The following is an 18,531-nucleotide window of genomic DNA, read 5'->3' as shown; positions in this document are numbered from 1 at the left end:
CGCAGGCTGTCCGCGCTTTGCGCAAAAGAAAAGACGGCCCCCGGTTCACTATGCCGAACACTGCCGCACTATTGCAAAGTGTGCAAGCGGCATCTTGTCCGTGACGGGGCTATTCGTCCTCGAACAGATCGGCCAGTTGTTCGATGATCGTGCCGCCCAGTTGCTCGGCATCCATGATTGTCACGGCTCGGCGGTAATAGCGCGTCACATCATGGCCGATGCCAATGGCGACAAGCTGCACCGGCGACTGCTTCTCGATCCAGCCGATCACCTTGCGCAGGTGCTGTTCGAGGTATCCGGCGTTGTTCACCGAAAGCGTCGAATCATCAACCGGCGCACCATCGGAAATGACCATGAGGATGCGGCGGTCTTCGGGGCGGGCCAGCAGGCGCGTGTGCGCCCAGAGCAGGGCTTCCCCGTCGATGTTTTCCTTCAGCAGCCCCTCGCGCATCATCAGGCCAAGGTTCTTGCGCGCGCGGCGCCAAGGCTCATCCGCCTTCTTGTAGATGATGTGGCGCAGATCGTTGAGGCGGCCCGGCTGGGCAGGCTTGCCCCCCGCCAGCCATGCCTCGCGGCTTTGCCCGCCTTTCCACGCGCGGGTGGTGAACCCCAGAATCTCCGTCTTCACGCCGCAGCGTTCCAGCGTGCGGGCCAGAATGTCGGCGCTGATCGCGGCAATCGAGATGGGCCGCCCGCGCATCGATCCGGAATTGTCGATCAGCAGGGTGACGATGGTGTCCTTGAACTCGACATCGCGCTCCACCTTGTAGGACAGCGAATGGCCCGGCGAGATCACCACGCGGGCAAGGCGCGCGGCATCGAGCAGCCCTTCTTCCTGATCGAAATCCCACGAACGGTTCTGCTGCGCCATCAGGCGGCGCTGCAAACGGTTGGCCAGCCGCGTGACCACGCCCTGAAGGCCCTTGAGCTGCGTATCGAGATAGGCGCGCAGGCGCGTCAGTTCTTCCTCGTCGCACAGGTCGGTCGCGGCAACCACTTCGTCGAACTGGACGGTGAATGCCTTGTAATCGAAATCTTCGGGCAAATCGGTCCATGGCCGGTTGGGGCGCGTGGGCAACATGCCTTCCTCGCCCTCGTCGGCCATGTCGGAATCGGCAGCATCGTCGTTCTGCTCGACCTCCTCTTCGGAGTCCGATTCCTCGTCACCCTCGCTGGTGTCACCCGCCACTTCGGACGGCTGCTGATCCTGATCGTCGGACGTGCTCGGCTCTTCCTCGCCTTCGTCCTCCTGCTGCTCGCCCTCGTCCTCGTCGGTCTCCTCCTCCTGATCGCTGGCAGACTGGGTGAGTTCAAGGTGCTGCAACATGTCGAGCGCGATCTGCTGGAAGGCGCGCTGATCGTCGAGCGACAGCGCCAGCGCCTCCACATCGTTGCCGATCCTGCTTTCGATCCAGCTTCGCACCATGGCCATGCCGGTGCTGGCAGAGGCTGGCACTTCGGCCCCGGTCAGCTTCTCGCGCAGCAGCAGGGCAAGTGCGGTGGGCAGCGGCACGTCTTCGGGCTTTGCCGCGCGCGCGATCGGATCGGATGCCACGCGCATGTCGAGCGCCGCACCCAGATTGCCGCGCATCCCGGCATAGGCATTGGCGCCCAGTGCCTCATATCGCACCTGCTCAACCGCATCATAGCAAGCGCGGGCCAGCGGTTCTGCCGGCGCATTGCGGCCATGCAGGGCGGCATTGTGATGGCGCAGGCGCAGCGCCATCGAATCGGCATGGCCACGCGCCTGTGCCACCTGATCGGCTGGCAACGTGCGGCCCGGCATGGGCACCCGCATCGCGTTGCCCGACTGCACCGGCGCATCGGCCGTCCACGCCACTTCAACCTCTGGATCAAGCGAAACGGCGCGCGCGGTGCCGGTCAGCACCGCGCGGAAACGGTCGAGGGGGGATTCATCAGCCAAGGAAACAGCGCCCGTGCAACAGGAAGATCAGACGATCTTCTGGCCGGTCTTCGCCCAGTCTGCAAGAAAGCCTTCGATGCCCTTGTCCGTAAGGACATGTTTGAACAGGCCCTTGATGACGGCGGGCGGCGCGGTGATGACATCGGCGCCGATGCGCGCGCTTTCAAGCACATGCACCCCATGGCGGATCGAGGCGACGAGGATTTCGGTCTCGAAGGCGTAGTTGTCGTAGATAAGGCGGATGTCGCGGATCAGGTCCATGCCGTCGAAGCCATTGTCGTCATGGCGGCCCACGAAGGGCGAAATGAAGGTGGCGCCCGCCTTGGCCGCCAGAAGCGCCTGATTGGCCGAAAAGCACAGCGTGACGTTGACCTTGGTGCCATCGCCGGTCAGCGCCTTGCAGGTCTTGAGGCCGTCGATCGTCAGCGGCACCTTGATGCAGACGTTGTCGGCAATCTTGCGCAGCACTTCGGCCTCGCGCATCATCCCTTCGTGGTCGAGCGCGACGACTTCGGCCGAGACCGGCCCATCGACCAGCCCGCAGATTTCGCGCGTCACCTCGATGAAGTCCTTGCCCGCCTTGGCAATCAGCGTGGGATTGGTGGTCACGCCATCGAGCAGGCCGGTAGCGGCAAGATCGGCGATTTCGGCGGTATCGGCAGTATCGACGAAGAACTTCATGATGGGGGCCTTCCAGATGAACGAAGAGCGATTCCCGCCTGCCTATAGGCAAAGCCGGACGGGATGTCAGGCACGAACCATACGAATTAATCAGACATATGCACCAGTGCTGCGCACTATTTCAGCGCCAGCGCGGCAATCAGCAGCGGGTCGTTGGTGGAACGCGGATTGGCGCGGATCGCGGCTTCCTCGCGGCCGATCGCGCGGAAGATCGCGGCATCGGCATCGCGCGCAAGCGAACTGGCAATGCCGCCAAGGTCCACCCCGGTCAGCGCTGCCAGCACTTCACCCACCAGCGGATCGCGCGTGGCGCGCAGGGCACTGCCGAAAGCGGGAACCATGACCTCGACCAGCCGCCCGCCCATTTCGCGCTGGAGAAACGCGGTTGCCGCCATGGGATCGCCGCCACGCAGCAGGGCCATGGCATCGCGCACGCCGATGGTGCGCACCACATCGGCGACATAGGGCGCAGCCCGATCGGCAGCATCGAATGCCATGTCGTTGAAGGCACGCTGCAACCGGTCCTTCATCAGCGGCCCGGTCAGGATGCGGGCAAGAACATTCCCGCGCGAACCGATTGCATCGGGCAGGGCCAGACGGGTGATCTGATCGTCCCAGAAGCCGCCGGGTGCCAGCAGTCGGGCGAAGGCGCGGTCGCTTGACAGGAAAAGCAGACGCCGCACCGCTTCCTCTAACGAGAAGCCCTGATACCCGGAGCAGGCCGCCACCGAAAGCGCGGCAGCCGATGCCAGTGCGCCTATCGCATGGCGGCGGTTCAGAGGCAGGTTCGTGTCCGGCACTTTGCGTTCTCCTCAGTTCACTTGCGCCGCAGGCTTTGCCGCCCGCGTCCGCGCCCCATATAGACGGCCTAACATGAACCGTGTCCGATGCCTCGTCTTCAATGCCGCGCTTGGCCCGCTCGATTACCGCGTCCCGCCCGGCATGACGGTGGAACCAGGCAGCGTGGTTCTTGCCCCGCTCGGCCCGCGCCAGATCATCGGCGTGGTCTGGGAGGCCGAACGGCTTGCGGGAACCGAGGTTCCCGATCACAAGCTGCGACCGCTGCTTGCGGTTCTGCCGGTCCCGCCTCTGCCCACCCCCCTCAGGCGCCTGATCGAATGGACAGCGGACTATTACCTTGCCCCGCTTGCCGCGGTGGCGCGGATGGCGCTGTCAAGCACCGCAGCCCTTCAGGGCGGCGGCACGATCACCGAATACCGCCTGACCGGAAAGACCGCCGAACGCCTGACCCCGCAGCGTGCCAGGGCGATGGAACTGCTCGATGGCCAGCAGGCCACGATCCGCGAGCTTGCGGCAATCGCGGGCGTTTCTGACGGGGTGCTGCGCGGCATGGTGGGCGCTGGTCTGCTTGAGGCGGTGACGGTCGATTCGGACCGGCCCTATCCCGCGGCCGACCCGCATCACGATGCACCGGCGCTTTCGTCCGAGCAGGCAGGGGCCGCAGCGCGCTTCATCGCAGCCGTGAATGCGCGGGGCTTCCAACCCTTTCTCCTTGATGGCGTGACCGGATCGGGCAAGACCGAAACCTACTTCGAAGCCATAGCCGCAGCGCTGGAACAGGGCCGCCAGGTGCTTGTGCTCCTGCCCGAAATCGCTCTGACGCAGACTTTCCTGAAACGCTTCGAGGCACGCTTCGGGGTCCCGCCGGTCACGTGGCACTCCTCGCTCAAGGCATCGGAGCGGCGGCGGGCATGGCGCAGCGTGGCCTTTGGCGAAGCACAGGTCGTGGTCGGCGCCCGCAGCGCGCTGTTCCTGCCCTTTGCCGCGCTTGGCCTGATCGTGGTCGATGAAGCGCACGAGATCTCGTTCAAGCAGGACGATGGCGTGCGCTACAACGCGCGCGACGTAGCGGTGATGCGCGCGCGCTTCGAAAACGTGCCCGTCATCCTCGCCAGTGCCACGCCCGCGCTGGAAAGCCTGCAAATGGCCGAGGCCGGCCGGTATGAGCGCGTCGTCCTGCCCGCGCGTTTTGGCGGGGCAACCATGCCCGACGTGCAGATCGTGGACCTGCGCACCGATCAGCCTGAGCGCGGACACTGGATCGCGCCGCCGCTGGTCAGCGCGCTGAAGGACCGGCTGGACAAGGGGGAACAATCGCTGCTGTTCCTCAACCGGCGCGGCTATGCCCCGCTAACGCTGTGCCGCACCTGCGGCTATCGCTTCCAGTGTCCCAACTGTTCCGCATGGCTGGTGGAGCACCGGCTTTCGCGCCGCCTTGCCTGCCACCATTGCGGGCACGAAGTCGCGCCGCCCGATGCCTGCCCGGAATGCCACGAACCCGATTGCCTTGTCGCCTGCGGCCCCGGCGTTGAGCGTATTGCCGAGGAAGTGGCCGAGATCCTGCCACAGGCGCGCGTGGCGCTGGTGACATCCGATACGCTGACCAGTCCGGCCAAGGCGGGAGAGTTCGTCGAAATGGCCAGCAGCGGCGCAATTGACGTGATCGTGGGAACGCAGCTTGTCACAAAGGGCTATCACTTTCCCGAACTGACACTGGTTGGCGTGATCGATGCCGACATGGGGCTGGAGGGCGGCGATCTGCGTGCTGCCGAGCGAACCTATCAGCAGGTGGCGCAAGTTGCCGGGCGCGCCGGGCGCGGCGAAAAGCCCGGCGAGGTCATGATCCAGACCCGCCACCCCGAAGCGCCCGTCATCGCCGCGCTTGCCAGCGGCGACCGCGACGCCTTCTATGCCGCCGAAGCGGAAAGCCGCCGCGATGCGGGCGCGCCGCCCTTCGGCCGCTGGGCCGCCATCATCGTTTCGAGCGAGGACGAGGCCGAGGCGCGCGATGCGGCGCGCGGCATCGGCGGCAGCGCGCCCCGGCTTGATGACGTGCTGATCCTTGGTCCTGCACCTGCCCCGCTTTCGCTGCTGCGCGGGCGCTATCGCTATCGCCTGCTGGTGAACGCGCGCCGATCGACCGAACTGCAACGCGTGATCCGCCAATGGCTTGATCCTCTGCGCTTCCCCCCCGGTGTGCGCGTGGCGGTGGACATCGATCCCTACAGCTTCGTCTGACCCCAACGGGCAGGTTGCGCGCGGCTGTGCGTCGGCCATTGCCAGGGCATGACCGGCCCTGTCCTCGTGCCCATCCTTGGCGATCAGCTTTCGCCTGCGCTGTCCAGTCTTGCCGACCGCAGGCCGGACGACACCGTGGTGCTGATGATGGAGGTGGCCGAAGAGACCACCTATGTCCGCCACCACAAGGCCAAGATCGCGCTGATCCTTGCCGCCATGCGCCACTTTGCCGAGGAACTTCGCGCCGCCGGGTGGACGGTCGATTACATCCGTCTTGATGACCCCGCCAACACTGGCAGCTTTGGCGGCGAAGTGGCCCGCGCCGTTTCACGCCACAACGCGCGCGGCGTGCAGATGACTGAGCCGGGCGAATGGCGCGTGCGGCAGGCCATGGAGCAGTGGCGCGCCACCTTGCCCGTGCGCCTGCGCATACTGCCCGATACGCGGTTCATTTGCGCCCTGCCCGATTTCTTCGAATGGGCGGCGGGCCGCAAGGAACTGCGCATGGAATGGTTCTACCGCGAAATGCGCCGCAGGACCGGACTGCTGATGGATGGCGACAAGCCCGTCGGCGGGCGCTGGAACTTCGATGCGGAAAACCGCGGCGGCCCGGAAGCGGGATTGCAGCCGCCAGCCCTGCCCGCCTTCGCGCCGGATGCCATTACCGCCGAGGTCCTCGAAATGGTGGCAGCGCGCTTCGACAACCACTTCGGTTCGCTCGATCATTTCCGCTGGCCTGTCACCCGCGCGGATGCAGAGACGGCGCGCGATGCCTTTCTGAAGGAACGGCTGCCCCTGTTCGGCAGATATCAGGACGCCATGGTTGCGGGAGAGGATTTCCTGTTCCACGCCGCGCTTTCGTCCGCGCTCAACATCGGGCTGCTCGATCCGCTGGATCTGTGCCGCAGGGCCGAGGCGGAATGGCGCGAAGGACGCGCACCGATCGAGGCCGTCGAAGGCTTCATCCGCCAGATCATCGGCTGGCGGGAATATATCCGGGGCATGTATTGGCTGGACATGCCGGGTCTGGCCGAGGCGAACGGGCTGGATGCCACGCGCCCCCTGCCCGATTTCTACTGGACCGGCGAAACGCCCATGCGTTGCCTTGCCGACTGCGTGAGGGCCACGCGCGACAATGCCTATGCTCATCACATCCAGCGCCTGATGGTGCTGGGCAACTTCGCGCTGCTTGCAGGGATCAGGCCTCAGGACGTGGCAGACTGGTATCTGGCGGTCTATGCCGATGCCTTCGAATGGGTGGAACTGCCCAATGTTGCCGGCATGGTGCTTCATGCTGAAAAGGGGCGGCTGGCGTCGAAACCCTATGCCGCCAGCGGGGCCTACATCAACCGCATGAGCAACTATTGCGGCCAGTGCCGGTTCGACGTGAAGCGCAAGACCGGGCCTGATGCCTGTCCCTTCAATGCGCTCTACTGGCATTTTCTGGCCCGCAACGAGGCACGGCTTGCCCGCAATCCCCGCCTCGCCCAGCCCTATGCGACATGGCGGCGGATGAGCGAGGACAAGCGCACGGAATATCTCGAAAGCGCTGAAGCCTTCCTTGCAACGCTTGAGCCAGCGAGGGCAGGCTGGGCGCGCTAGGCGCTTCGCCACATCGGCGGGCGAATGCCGCCTTCGCGCACCACGCGCAGCAGCAGAAAAAGCCCCGCCAGCGTGGCGACCGCCATGGCCACCGCGCTGGCTTCAAGGCCAAAGGCTCCGCCGGTGAGCCAGTCCGGCCCGGCGCGGCTTGTCACCAGTAGCCCGTCCGGCGCGATGCCGCCCGATACCGGCACGCTGAACACCCAGCCTTGCGTGAAGTTCCAAGCCGCATGAATGCCGATGGGCACCCACAAACGCCGCGTCCAGAGATAGGCCGCACCCAGCAGAATGCCCGCTTCCATGGAAATGGCAAAGGCTGCAAACAGGCTCGCCCCCGGATTGGCCAGATGGGCAAGTCCGAACAGCGCCGAAGTGATGACCAGCGCGGCCCATGTTCCCAGCATGGCCTCGATGTGGCGCAGCAGAATGCCGCGAAACAGGATTTCCTCGATCGTGCCCGACGTGATCGCCAGCCCCAGCATGGCCCAGAGCGCGCCCAGGCCATTGACCCGCTCGATCGTGATCCCGCCAAGTGCCGCCACGATTGCCGTCATCGCGGTGAACAGACCCGCTCCGATCAGCAGCCCCAGCGGCAGTTCCCGCGCCAGCGCGCCGGGCGACAGTTCATCGTTGGCAGACCGCTCGATCCAGTGTCGGCAGCCCAGATAGACGGCAATCGACAGCAGCGCGATGCCCGTCGCCCCCAGAAGGCCCGAAAGCCCTTGCGGATCGGCCATGCGCACCAGCAGCGCCGAGCCGAGCGATGCGGCAAGGCCCACGGCCAGAAACTCGATTACAAGCAGCGTCAGCGGAAATGCGATGATCCGCCGTATGACCCCTGCCTTTGCCTGCACCGCGCGCTCCATCCTCAGTCCTGCCGCGAACCGCGCTCCTTGTCGAGCAAGCGGCGCTTGATCTCAAGCCCATAGGCATAGCCGCCCAGTGACCCGTCGGAACGGATCACCCGGTGGCAGGGAATCAGCACTGCCACATTGTTCGCGCCGTTGGCCGATCCGGCCGCGCGCACCGCACCGGGGCGGCCCACCTCGGCCGCGATCTGGGCATAGCTGCGGGTTTCGCCGGGCGGGATGCGCCGCAGCGCCTGCCATACCGCCTCCTGAAATGCGGTCCCCTGTACATCCAGCGGGATGTGCGGATGATGGCCGGGCGTCTCCACTGCGGCAATCACCTCGCCCAGCAGCGCCGCAAATGCTGCATCGCCCGCTTCAAGCCGCGCTTCGGGAAACCGTGCGCGCAGGGCATTTTCGTCCTCGTTGAAGGAAAGGCGGCACACGCCCTTGCCTGTCGCCGCCACCAGCATTGGCCCCAGCGATGTCGTCACCACCGCCCAACGGATCGTCACCCCGCGGCCACCATTGCGCCACGCCGATGGCGCCATGCCAAGCCGCTCCTGCGCCGCGGCATAGAAGCGCGAAGGTCCGGAAAAACCCGCATCATAGATGGCATCGGTCACGCTTGCCGCCCCCGATAGACCCTGCGCCATGCGCTCGCGCTTCAGGGCGCGGGCATAGGCTGCCGGAGAAAGGCCGGTGTGCCGCCTGAACAGGCGCTGGATATGCGTTGGCGAATAGCCGCACACCCCCGCCAGTTCGTCAAGCGAAGGTGGCCGTTCGCCCCGTTCATCCGCCTGCCGGATGGTCTTGATTGCCTGTTCCACCGCCCGCTCATCGCGCGCCGCTGCATCCGGCTGGCAGCGCAGGCATGGCCGCAGCCCTTCTGCACTGGCGGCGCGCCCATCGGCGAAAAAACGCACATTCTCGCGCCGGGGATGACGCGCCGCGCACGAGGGGCGGCAATAGATGCCGGTGCTCAGCACGCCGGTAACGAAACGCCTGTCGTAACTGCGGTCGCGCGCAAGCACAGCGCGCCAGGCTTCTTCCTCGCAGATCGGCAGGTCGGTCATGGCACCGTGGGCATAGCCCGGCCTGTTCTGGCGGCAAAGGCGATATGCTGCGTTCATCGAGAGTGTCTGTCCTTGCGCTTCCGGTTTGATCCCTTGCCTTGATGCCCCTCGTCGCCGGTCATTGCTTCCCGCACCTTGCGATCAAAGCGAAACGGCGCAAGAAGCGAGCCATGCGTGTCGCCAGATCGATAATCACAACTCTACTCGCCCTCTTCGCAGCCCTTGGCGCCACTGCTGCGCTGGCCGATCCTGCCGATATCACCGCGGCCAGCCGCTCGGTCGTGCGCGTAGTGCTGATCGAGACCGATGGTGAACGCGCCCGACTGGTCACGCATGGCACGGGTTTTGCCGTCACGCCCGAACTGATCGTGACCAATGCCCACGTCGTGGAGGAGCTGCGCCGCGATGACACGCTCATCGTGGGCGTGGTTCCCGCCGAAGGGCGCAATGGCTTTCCCGCGCGTCTCGTTGCCTATTCGCCCGGCAATGATCTTGCCTTGCTGCGGATCGAAGGGGGCGGATCAATTACCCCGATCACGCTCTTTGGCGGCGTGCCCGGCGATGGCGCCGAAGTCTATGCCGTGGGCTATCCGGGCAATGTCGATCTGGCGCAGGGCCTTTCCATGGCCGATCTCGTGCGGCCGCAGGCTGCGGTCAAGACGCGCGGCTACCTTTCGGGCGGCCGGTCTTCGCGCTCGTTCGATACGCTGCTGCACACCGCTCCACTGGGTTCGGGCAATTCGGGCGGCCCCTTGCTGGATGCCTGCGGACGGGTGATCGGGGTCAACTCGTTCGGAACGGTCAGCGACAATACCACCGATTCGGCTTTCTACTTCGCCATATCCATGCGCGAGCTTTCGGCATTCCTGCGCCGCGCCAATGTCAGCGCCCATACCAGCGGGCTGCCATGCCGCTCCATCGCCGATCTTGACCGGGCCGAGCAGGAACGCGCAGCAGGCGAGGAAGCGCGCCTGAGGGCCGAACGCGAAGCGCAGGAGCAGAAGCGCGAACGCGCGCTCGACAAGGCGCTGCGCGATGCCGAGCGCGCCGTTCTGGCCGAGCGCGACAATGGCCTGGCGCTGGCGGCCCTGCTGTTGCTGGCGGCTGGGGGCGTGGGGGGCTGGGGTTTCGTTCAGGCATCGCGCAGCCGTGGCAGATTGCCCGCAAAGACGATGGCGGGCGCGGGCGTGTTGCTCATCGCGGCCGTGGCCGCATGGATGCTGCGCCCCTCGCTCGAATCAATCGACCAGCGCGCGCAGGAGCTTCTGCCCCACCCCGAACCCGGAAGCAGCGCCGTGCCTGCGCAAAGCCGCAAAGGCAGCACGGGCGCGATGATCTGCGTGCTCGATCCCCAGCGCAGCCGGGTCACGGTGTCGGACATCACCGACGTTCCGATTGAATGGTCCGAGGGAGGCTGCATGAACGGCAAGACGCAATATGGCCTTGCGCAGGATGGCTGGAGCCGCATCCTCGTGCCTAACGGCGAAGACACCGTTTCGGTCAACACCTTCGATCCGGAAACCGGAACCTACACAGTCGAGCGCTACCTTGTCGGGCTGGACGTGATTACGCAGGCACGCACCGCAAGGGCGAAGATGAATGCTCCGGCCTGCAACGCCGGCGAGGATGCTGCCCGGCAGTTCGGCCAGAGCCAGCAGGCGATCAAGGCCCTGCTGCCCCCCGAACCGAACGAGCGCCTGCGTTACACCTGCCAGCCTGCGGATTGACGGCCCTTGCCCGCAGGGTCGGCCGGACCGGCAGACAAGTGGCGCGTGATCTGCGTGAAAAGCAGTCTCATACCTATGCACAAGCGCTCAAGTCGCATCTTGTCATAAGGCCGCGACGTTGCTAGGCGCGCCCCGTCTGCGGGCAACCGGCTGTTCATCGACCGGCAATGTTCCGCTTCGGCTAATCCTTGGATGAAGGAACCTCGGCGCGTGGAGATTTCCGGCGGCATTACTGCCAGCTTGTCAGGACGTTACGCTTCGGCGTTGTTCGAACTGGCGAACGAGAAGGGTCTGGTCCCGTCCGTCGAGAGCAATCTCGATACGCTTTCTGCTGCACTGCGCGAATCGGCCGATCTTCAGGCGCTTGTTGCCAACCCCCAGCTGGGCCGCGATGCCGCAGGCCGCGCGATTGAAGCGGTCGCCGGGCTGCTCGGCCTTGATGGCCTCACCAGGAACTTCCTCGGCGTGTTGGCGGCGAACCGCCGCCTTTCTTCCCTGCCCGACATCATCCGTGCCTTTGGCCAGATCGCTGCGGCGCATCGCGGCGAAGTCAGCGCGGAAGTCACCAGCGCCCACCCGCTTGACGAAGCCCAGACGGCTGCCCTGACCGAAAAGCTCAAGGCGCGCACCGGCAAGGCAATCAAGCTCAAGACCAATGTCGATCCCGATATTCTCGGCGGTCTCGTCGTGAAGATCGGCAGCCAGATGATCGACAGCTCCATCCGCACCCGTCTCAATTCCCTCGCCCAGGCGATGAAGGCTTGAAGCCTCAAGGCTCTACGAAAGGCTGAAAATGGAAATCCGCGCCGCTGAAATCTCGAAGGTCATCAAGGACCAGATCGCCAGCTTCGGCACCGAGGCACAGGTCTCGGAAGTCGGGTCGGTTCTCTCGGTGGGTGACGGTATCGCCCGCATTCACGGCCTCGACAAGGTCCAGGCCGGTGAGATGGTCGAGTTCTCGAACGGTGTGAAGGGCATGGCCCTCAACCTCGAAGCAGACAACGTGGGTGTCGTGATCTTCGGCTCGGACGCCGAGATCAAGGAAGGCGATGTCGTCAAGCGCACCGGCACGATCGTCGACGTTCCCGTCGGGAAGGGCCTGCTGGGCCGCGTGGTCGATGCTCTGGGCAACCCGATCGACGGCAAGGGGCCGATCGAAGGCGCCACGCGCCAGCGCGTGGAAGTCAAGGCGCCGGGCATCATCCCGCGCAAGTCGGTGCACGAACCCGTGCAGACGGGCCTCAAGGCGATCGACGCCCTCGTGCCGGTCGGCCGCGGCCAGCGCGAACTCATCATTGGCGACCGTCAGACCGGCAAGACCGCCGTCGCCATCGACACCTTCATCAACCAGAAGGCCGTCAACGCCGGCGATGACGAGAGCAAGAAGCTCTACTGCATCTACGTGGCCGTTGGCCAGAAGCGGTCGACCGTTGCGCAGATCGTGCGTCAGCTCGAAGAAAACGGCGCAATGGAATATTCCATCGTGATCGCCGCGACCGCCTCGGAACCGGCCCCGCTCCAGTATCTCGCGCCCTACACCGGCGCCACGATGGGCGAATTCTTCCGTGACAACGGCATGCACGCCGTGATCGTCTATGACGACCTTTCCAAGCAGGCCGTTGCCTATCGCCAGATGTCGCTGCTGCTGCGCCGTCCGCCGGGCCGTGAAGCCTATCCGGGTGACGTGTTCTATCTCCACAGCCGCCTGCTTGAGCGCGCCGCGAAGATGAACGACGAAAACGGTGCCGGTTCGCTCACCGCGCTGCCGATCATCGAAACCCAGGCGGGCGACGTTTCGGCCTATATTCCGACCAACGTGATCTCGATCACCGACGGCCAGATCTTCCTTGAAACCGGCCTGTTCTATCAGGGCATCCGTCCGGCCATCAACGTTGGCCTCTCGGTGTCGCGCGTCGGCTCCTCGGCCCAGACCAAGGCGATGAAGAAGGTTGCCGGCTCGATCAAGCTGGAGCTGGCCCAGTATCGCGAAATGGCCGCCTTCGCCCAGTTCGGTTCGGACCTTGACGCCTCGACACAGAAGCTCCTCAACCGCGGCGCACGCCTGACCGAACTGCTCAAGCAGCCGCAGTTCTCGCCGCTGGGCTTCGAAGAGCAGACCTGCGTGATCTTCGCTGGCACCAACGGCTATCTCGACGCCATCCCCGTGAACCGCGTCAACGAATACGAAGCCGAACTGCTGAGCTTCCTGCGCTCGCAACACGCCGATCTGCTCGGCCTGATCCGTGACACCAAAGATCTTGGCGACGAAGCCAAGGGCAAGCTGGTCGCGGCGCTCGACGCCTTTGCAAAGCAGTTCGCGTGATTGGGCAGTTCGCCTAAGTCTTTGAAGTCAACGCCACCCCGCCCGGTGCGGCGGGGTGTCGGATCAAGGGAGCCGTCATGGCCTCGCTGAAGGAACTCAAGGGTCGGATCAACTCGGTCAAATCGACCCAGAAGATCACCAAGGCCAAGCAGATGGTCGCCGCGGCCAAGCTGCGCAAGGCACAGGCTGCGGCCGAGGCTGCGCGTCCCTATGCCAGCCGTCTGGCCGAAGTCATGGGCAGCCTCGCCGCCAAGGTGGCAGGGCAGGACAACGGGCCGCTGCTCATGCGCGGCACCGGGTCGGACCAGCGCCACCTGCTGGTCGTGGTCAACACCGACAAGGGCCTGTGCGGCGGCCTCAACTCGAACATCGTCAAGGAAGCCAAGCTTCAGGCGCGGGCGCTGGAAGCAGCGGGCAAGACCGTGACCTTCTACCTCGTGGGCAAGAAGGGCCGCGCGCCGATCAAGCGCGATTTTCCCAACGCCATTGCCGCCGGGTTCGATACCAGCACGGTGCGCACCCCCGGCTTCGACGAGGCGGCGGCGATTGCGCAGGAACTGCTGGCCATGTTCGAGGCAGGCAAGTTCGATGTTGCCCATCTCGTCGCGCCCAAGTTCAAGTCGGCGCTGGCGCAGGATCCTGTGACCACGCAGATCATCCCCGTCCCCGCCCCGACCAAGATCGTCGTGATCGACGCCGTGGTGGAATACGAGCCGGGCGAGGAGGAAATCCTCGAAGAGCTGCTGCCGCGCTATGTCACCACGCAGATCTTCGGCGCGCTGCTTGAGCGCGAGGCTTCCGAACAGGGTGCCTCGATGACCGCGATGGACAACGCGACGCGCAATGCCGGCGAGCTGATCAACAAGCTCACCATCCAGTATAACCGCAGCCGCCAGGCCGCGATCACCACCGAACTCATCGAAATCATCGCTGGCGCCGAAGCGCTCTGACGACTGAGATAGAAGGCAAGGAAACAACCATGGCCACCGTGCTCTCCTCTACCGGCAAGATCAGCCAGGTCATCGGCGCCGTCGTCGACGTGACGTTCGACGGCGAACTCCCCGCGATCCTCTCGGCGCTTGAAACCGACAACAACGGCAACCGCCTCGTTCTCGAAGTTGCCCAGCATCTCGGCGAGAACACCGTCCGCACCATCGCGATGGACTCGACCGACGGTCTGACCCGCGGGCAGCCCGTCACCAACACCGGCGCGCAGATCTCGGTGCCGGTCGGCCCCAAGACGCTTGGCCGCATCATGAATGTCGTGGGCGATCCCATCGACGAGCGTGGCCCGGTGGGCGCAGAGCAGACCGCACCGATCCACGCCAAGGCGCCGGAGTTCATCGATCAGTCGACCGAAGCCTCGATCCTCGTTACCGGCATCAAGGTGATCGACCTCCTCGCCCCCTATGCGAAGGGCGGCAAGATCGGTCTGTTCGGCGGCGCGGGCGTGGGCAAGACCGTGCTCATTCAGGAACTGATCAACAACATCGCCAAGGGCCACGGCGGCGTGTCGGTCTTTGCAGGTGTGGGTGAACGCACCCGCGAAGGCAACGACCTTTACCACGAGTTCCTCGATGCGGGCGTTATCGCCAAGGATGCCGACGGCAACCCGACGCCGGAAGGCTCGAAGGTGGCGCTGGTGTTCGGCCAGATGAACGAACCGCCGGGCGCGCGTGCCCGCGTGGCGCTTTCGGGCCTCACCATGGCGGAATACTTCCGCGATCAGGAAGGTCAGGACGTTCTGTTCTTCGTCGACAACATCTTCCGCTTCACACAAGCGGGTTCGGAAGTGTCGGCGCTGCTCGGCCGTATTCCTTCGGCCGTGGGTTATCAGCCGACGCTCGCCACCGACATGGGCGCGCTGCAGGAGCGCATCACCTCCACCACCAAGGGCTCGATCACCTCGGTGCAGGCGATCTACGTTCCCGCCGACGACCTTACCGACCCTGCTCCGGCAACCTCGTTCGCCCACCTCGACGCGACGACCACGCTGAACCGCGCCATCTCGGAACTCGGCATCTATCCGGCGGTTGACCCGCTCGACTCGACCTCGCGCGTGCTGACCCCCGCCGTCGTCGGCGAAGAGCACTACCAGACCGCCCGCCGCGTCCAGGAAACGCTGCAGAAGTACAAGTCTCTGCAGGACATCATCGCGATCCTCGGCATGGATGAGCTTTCGGAAGAGGACAAGCTCACCGTCGCCCGCGCCCGCAAGATCCAGCGCTTCCTCAGCCAGCCGTTCCACGTGGCCGAAGTGTTCACTGGCATCCCCGGCAAGTTCGTGCAGGTCGAAGACACCGTCCGTTCGTTCAAGGCGGTCGTCGACGGCGAATATGATCACCTCCCCGAAGCCGCTTTCTACATGGTGGGCGGCATCGACGAGGCGGTCGAGAAGGCCAAGAAGCTGGCTGCCGAAGCCTGATTGACCTCGTTCCCCGGCGCAGGCCGGGGACACCGAAAGGCAAGAGATGTCTCTCCATTTCGAACTCGTCACCCCGGCCCGCCTCGTTCGCTCGGAGGAAGTCCACATGGTCGTCGTCCCCGGCACCGACGGCGAATTCGGGGTGCTTGAAGGCCATGCGCCCTTCATGTCGACGGTCAAGGACGGGGCCATCAAGGTTTACAAGGCTGCTGGCGCAGCGCCGGAAGAGATCAAGGTTCAGGGCGGCTTCGCGGAAGTCAGCGCCAAGGGCCTCACCGTTCTGGCCGAACACGTCGAAGGTTAAGCAGCCTGTCAGGTCTTTGAGGAAAGGGGCTGGCCCGCAAGGGCTGGCCCTTTTGCTTTGGAGGCCTTGATCCCGATGGGACGGGCATCCGCGCGTTGGCCAGGAGCGCTGCCTGCGGATTTCGTATGCTTTGCATACAATTTTTCACCCAATTCAGCATTACGAACTTTTCAGACATACGAAATTAGGGCATAGACTCTTCCCATCCGCGAAACTCTATCGGGAGAGCACGTAATCATGTCCCAGAGCCTTGAGCAGGTCATCCGGAATGCCGGTGATCTCGTAACCTTCGTCCGCAACCAGCAGGTTGGCCCGAACGTCTACCCCGGCGTGCCTTCCGAATATTCCAACTGGCGCAGCGAACAGTGGGCATGGGCGCATTCGGCCGTGCTTTACAACCAGTCCTATCACATGGTCGATCTGGCCGTGAAAGGCCCAGATGCCTTTCAGATGCTCGAATACCTCGGCATCAACTCGTTCAGGAACTTCCAGCCAGACCGTGCCAAGCAGTTCGTGCCCGTCACGCCCGATGGCTACGTGATCGGCGACGTGATCCTGTTCTACCTCGACGAGAACCACTTCAACCTCGTCGGGCGTGCGCCCACGATCGAATGGGTGGAATATCACGCGGCCAGCGGCAACTGGAACGTGGCGGTGGAACGCGACGAGCGCTGGGCGATGCGCACCGATGGCAAGCGCAATTCCTACCGCTTCCAGATCCAGGGGCCGAACGCGATGAAGATCATCGAGAAGGCCACGGGAAAGACCGCACCCGATCTCAAGTTCTTCCACATGTGCCGCATGACCATTGCCGGCAAGGAAGTGCGCGCGCTGCGCCATGGCATGGCAGGGCAGCCCGGCTTTGAACTGATGGGCCCGTGGGAGGATTACGGCGCGGTCCACGCCGCGCTGGTGGAAGCGGGCAAGGAGTTCCAGATGGCGCTCGTGGGTGGCCGCGCCTATTCCTCGAACACCTTGGAATCGGGCTGGATCCCATCGCCCTTCCCCGCGATCTACACCGGAGAGGCGCTCAAACCCTACCGCGAATGGCTCACCGCCAATTCCTATGAGGCAAAGTGCTCGGTCGGCGGCAGCTATGTGCCGGAAACGATCGAAGGCTATTACACGACCCCTTGGGACCTGGGTTACGGCCCCTTCGTCAAGTTCGACCATGACTTCATCGGCCGTGCCGCGCTTGAACGCATGGCCGCCGAAGGCAGGCACCGCACCAAGGTCACGCTCGCGCTCGACAACGAAGACGTGATGCGGGTCCAGTCATCGGCCCTGTCTAAGGGCGATCGCGCCAAGTTCATGGAATATCCCAGCGCTGTCTATGCGATGCACCCCTTCGATCAGGTGCTTGCCGATGGCAGGATGGTCGGCCTTTCCACCTGGATCGGCTACACCGCGAACGAGGGCAAGTTCCTCACACTGGCGATGATGGATGCAGGCTACGTGGAGCCGGGCACGCAGGTCAGCCTGCTCTGGGGCGAGCCGAACGGCGGCACCACGAAGCCCACGGTCGAACCGCACGTGCAGACCGAAATCAAGGCGACCGTTGCGGCCGTCCCCTATTCGGAAGTGGCGCGCGACAACTATGCCGAAGGCTGGCGCACTCGCAAATAAGCGGCAGACCACAGGCTTGACGGCCCGCAGGGTCGAAAGCGGGAGCGCCGGACCAATCCCGACTGGCCCGGCGCTCCTTGCGGCCTGACCTGCTTGATCCACCGGGAGGAGTCGCCGTGGCTGAAGGCAATGTCATCACGCTTTATGACCTCAACATCGCCACTGGCGCTACGCTCAGCCCGTTTGTCTGGGCGACCAAGTTTGCGCTGCGGCACAAGGGCTTCGACATCGATCTGGTGCCGGGGGGCTTCACCGGCATTCTCGACCGGACAGGCGGACGCAGCGAACGCCTTCCTGCCATCGTGGACAATGGCGAATGGGTCCTCGATAGCTGGAACATCGCCGAACATCTTGACGCGAAGTATCCTGATCGGCCCATGCTGATGGCCCACGAAGGCGTTGCGGCGTCAACCAAGGTCATCGAACGGTGGCTGTGGGACGCGGCAATCTGGCACTGGATGAAATGCTTCATCAAGGACTACCGCGACCTGTCTCTGCCGCAGGATCAGGATTACGTCACGCGCAGCCGTGAAGAAAAGTTTGGCGCGCCGCTTGACGTGCTTCAAGCAGGCCGCGAGGAGCGTCTGCCCGGCATATCGGCCAGCCTCGAACCACTGCGCAGCGCCCTTCGCGAACATCGCTGGCTGGGCGGAGCCAATCCCGACTACACCGATTACAGGGTGATCGGGGCATTCCTCTTCATCTCGTCCATCTCGACGATTCCCGTCCTTGCCGCCGACGATCCCCTGCGTGACTGGATCGAGCGGTGCTGCGATCTCTACGACGGACTCGGCCGCCATCCCGGCCTTTTTCCGCTGTTCGGGCTGGAGGAGCGCCCCGGAGCGCCGGACCTGTTCAGGCGTCAGCCGGACATGAGCGGTCTGTCAAAGCGCAATACCGGCGCCCAAGGCTGAAATCACGCAGCCTCAGGAGCAAGACCGCAGGCGGGCAGCCGC

The 18,531-nt window shown here is 64.6% G+C and carries 15 protein-coding genes; 10 read left to right on the top strand and 5 right to left on the bottom strand.

The features are described from left to right. Nucleotides 1–109 precede the first annotated feature (109 nt). From cobT to DKM43_RS05210, 3 genes are all read right to left on the bottom strand, one after another. A complete protein-coding gene (gene cobT / locus DKM43_RS05220) occupies nt 110–1,924 on the bottom strand; it encodes a cobaltochelatase subunit CobT (protein WP_109797421.1) in 1,815 nt (604 codons plus the stop codon). A gap of 27 nt (nt 1,925–1,951) precedes the next feature. Then, nucleotides 1,952–2,605 carry a fructose-6-phosphate aldolase gene (gene fsa, locus DKM43_RS05215; RefSeq protein ID WP_109797420.1) on the bottom strand — a complete coding sequence of 218 codons (654 nt, stop codon included), beginning with the start codon at nt 2,603–2,605 and terminating at the stop codon, nt 1,952–1,954. Between the two features lie 116 nt (nt 2,606–2,721). Next, nucleotides 2,722–3,405, bottom strand: coding sequence for a DUF4197 domain-containing protein (locus tag DKM43_RS05210; protein ID WP_109797419.1), 684 nt, complete (start codon nt 3,403–3,405; stop codon nt 2,722–2,724). 73 nt (nt 3,406–3,478) lie between these two features. Here DKM43_RS05210 and DKM43_RS05205 point away from each other — a divergent pair, with 73 nt between their 5' ends. After that, on the top strand, nt 3,479–5,644 hold the full coding sequence (locus DKM43_RS05205) for a primosomal protein N' (RefSeq protein WP_109797418.1): 2,166 nt from the start codon (nt 3,479–3,481) through the stop codon (nt 5,642–5,644). A gap of 48 nt (nt 5,645–5,692) precedes the next feature. Next, nucleotides 5,693–7,246 carry a cryptochrome/photolyase family protein gene (locus tag DKM43_RS05200; RefSeq protein ID WP_109797417.1) on the top strand — a complete coding sequence of 518 codons (1,554 nt, stop codon included), beginning with the start codon at nt 5,693–5,695 and terminating at the stop codon, nt 7,244–7,246. Here the strand turns inward: DKM43_RS05200 and DKM43_RS05195 are convergent. Both DKM43_RS05195 and ada read right to left on the bottom strand, forming a co-directional pair. Continuing rightward, nucleotides 7,243–8,112 (bottom strand): CPBP family intramembrane glutamic endopeptidase, encoded by an 870-nt coding sequence (locus DKM43_RS05195; protein ID WP_109797416.1) that lies wholly within the window; start codon nt 8,110–8,112, stop codon nt 7,243–7,245. The genes DKM43_RS05200 and DKM43_RS05195 overlap by 4 nt on opposite strands. A gap of 2 nt (nt 8,113–8,114) precedes the next feature. Continuing rightward, the gene (ada, locus tag DKM43_RS05190; protein WP_109797415.1) at nt 8,115–9,170 is read right to left on the bottom strand and encodes a bifunctional DNA-binding transcriptional regulator/O6-methylguanine-DNA methyltransferase Ada; all 1,056 of its coding nucleotides are present in this window, start codon (nt 9,168–9,170) and stop codon (nt 8,115–8,117) included. 170 nt (nt 9,171–9,340) lie between these two features. Here ada and DKM43_RS05185 point away from each other — a divergent pair, with 170 nt between their 5' ends. The 8 genes from DKM43_RS05185 (at nt 9,341) to DKM43_RS05150 (ending at nt 18,489) form a co-directional block, all read left to right on the top strand. Then, nucleotides 9,341–10,897 (top strand): S1 family peptidase, encoded by a 1,557-nt coding sequence (locus DKM43_RS05185; protein WP_201739787.1) that lies wholly within the window; start codon nt 9,341–9,343, stop codon nt 10,895–10,897. Between the two features lie 210 nt (nt 10,898–11,107). Continuing rightward, nucleotides 11,108–11,662 (top strand): F0F1 ATP synthase subunit delta, encoded by a 555-nt coding sequence (locus DKM43_RS05180; RefSeq protein ID WP_109797999.1) that lies wholly within the window; start codon nt 11,108–11,110, stop codon nt 11,660–11,662. Nucleotides 11,663–11,690: 28 nt separating this feature from the next. After that, nucleotides 11,691–13,220 carry a F0F1 ATP synthase subunit alpha gene (atpA, locus tag DKM43_RS05175; protein WP_109797414.1) on the top strand — a complete coding sequence of 510 codons (1,530 nt, stop codon included), beginning with the start codon at nt 11,691–11,693 and terminating at the stop codon, nt 13,218–13,220. A gap of 77 nt (nt 13,221–13,297) precedes the next feature. Beyond that, entirely contained in the window at nt 13,298–14,170 is an 873-nt protein-coding gene (locus DKM43_RS05170) for a F0F1 ATP synthase subunit gamma (protein WP_109797413.1), read from the top strand. Between the two features lie 29 nt (nt 14,171–14,199). Beyond that, nucleotides 14,200–15,645 carry a F0F1 ATP synthase subunit beta gene (gene atpD, locus DKM43_RS05165; protein WP_109797412.1) on the top strand — a complete coding sequence of 482 codons (1,446 nt, stop codon included), beginning with the start codon at nt 14,200–14,202 and terminating at the stop codon, nt 15,643–15,645. Between the two features lie 46 nt (nt 15,646–15,691). Continuing rightward, nucleotides 15,692–15,949, top strand: coding sequence for an ATP synthase F1 subunit epsilon (locus DKM43_RS05160; RefSeq protein WP_109797411.1), 258 nt, complete (start codon nt 15,692–15,694; stop codon nt 15,947–15,949). Between the two features lie 237 nt (nt 15,950–16,186). Continuing rightward, nucleotides 16,187–17,575 carry a syringate O-demethylase gene (desA, locus tag DKM43_RS05155; RefSeq protein ID WP_236632399.1) on the top strand — a complete coding sequence of 463 codons (1,389 nt, stop codon included), beginning with the start codon at nt 16,187–16,189 and terminating at the stop codon, nt 17,573–17,575. A gap of 116 nt (nt 17,576–17,691) precedes the next feature. Continuing rightward, the gene (locus tag DKM43_RS05150) at nt 17,692–18,489 is read left to right on the top strand and encodes a beta-etherase (RefSeq protein ID WP_109797409.1); all 798 of its coding nucleotides are present in this window, start codon (nt 17,692–17,694) and stop codon (nt 18,487–18,489) included. The last annotated feature ends 42 nt before the right edge of the window (nt 18,490–18,531 follow it).

This window comes from Novosphingobium meiothermophilum (genome assembly GCF_003171715.1).
Lineage (GTDB): Bacteria > Pseudomonadota > Alphaproteobacteria > Sphingomonadales > Sphingomonadaceae > Novosphingobium > Novosphingobium meiothermophilum.
The sequence above is the reverse complement of the archived record's forward strand: the minus strand, read 5'-3'. Positions and strand labels throughout refer to the sequence as shown.

Excerpts from the sequence above, each read along its gene's own strand:
- fsa (WP_109797420.1), bottom strand. The coding sequence starts at position 2,605 with ATGAAGTTCTTCGTCGATACTGCCGATACCGCCGAAATCGCCGATCTT.
- DKM43_RS05205 (WP_109797418.1), top strand. The coding sequence starts at position 3,479 with ATGAACCGTGTCCGATGCCTCGTCTTCAATGCCGCGCTTGGCCCGCTC.
- DKM43_RS05200 (WP_109797417.1), top strand. The coding sequence starts at position 5,693 with ATGACCGGCCCTGTCCTCGTGCCCATCCTTGGCGATCAGCTTTCGCCT.
- DKM43_RS05195 (WP_109797416.1), bottom strand. The coding sequence starts at position 8,112 with ATGGAGCGCGCGGTGCAGGCAAAGGCAGGGGTCATACGGCGGATCATC.
- ada (WP_109797415.1), bottom strand. The coding sequence starts at position 9,170 with ATGACCGACCTGCCGATCTGCGAGGAAGAAGCCTGGCGCGCTGTGCTT.
- DKM43_RS05185 (WP_201739787.1), top strand. The coding sequence starts at position 9,341 with ATGCGTGTCGCCAGATCGATAATCACAACTCTACTCGCCCTCTTCGCA.
- atpA (WP_109797414.1), top strand. The coding sequence starts at position 11,691 with ATGGAAATCCGCGCCGCTGAAATCTCGAAGGTCATCAAGGACCAGATC.
- DKM43_RS05170 (WP_109797413.1), top strand. The coding sequence starts at position 13,298 with ATGGCCTCGCTGAAGGAACTCAAGGGTCGGATCAACTCGGTCAAATCG.
- atpD (WP_109797412.1), top strand. The coding sequence starts at position 14,200 with ATGGCCACCGTGCTCTCCTCTACCGGCAAGATCAGCCAGGTCATCGGC.
- DKM43_RS05160 (WP_109797411.1), top strand. The coding sequence starts at position 15,692 with ATGTCTCTCCATTTCGAACTCGTCACCCCGGCCCGCCTCGTTCGCTCG.
- desA (WP_236632399.1), top strand. The coding sequence starts at position 16,187 with ATGTCCCAGAGCCTTGAGCAGGTCATCCGGAATGCCGGTGATCTCGTA.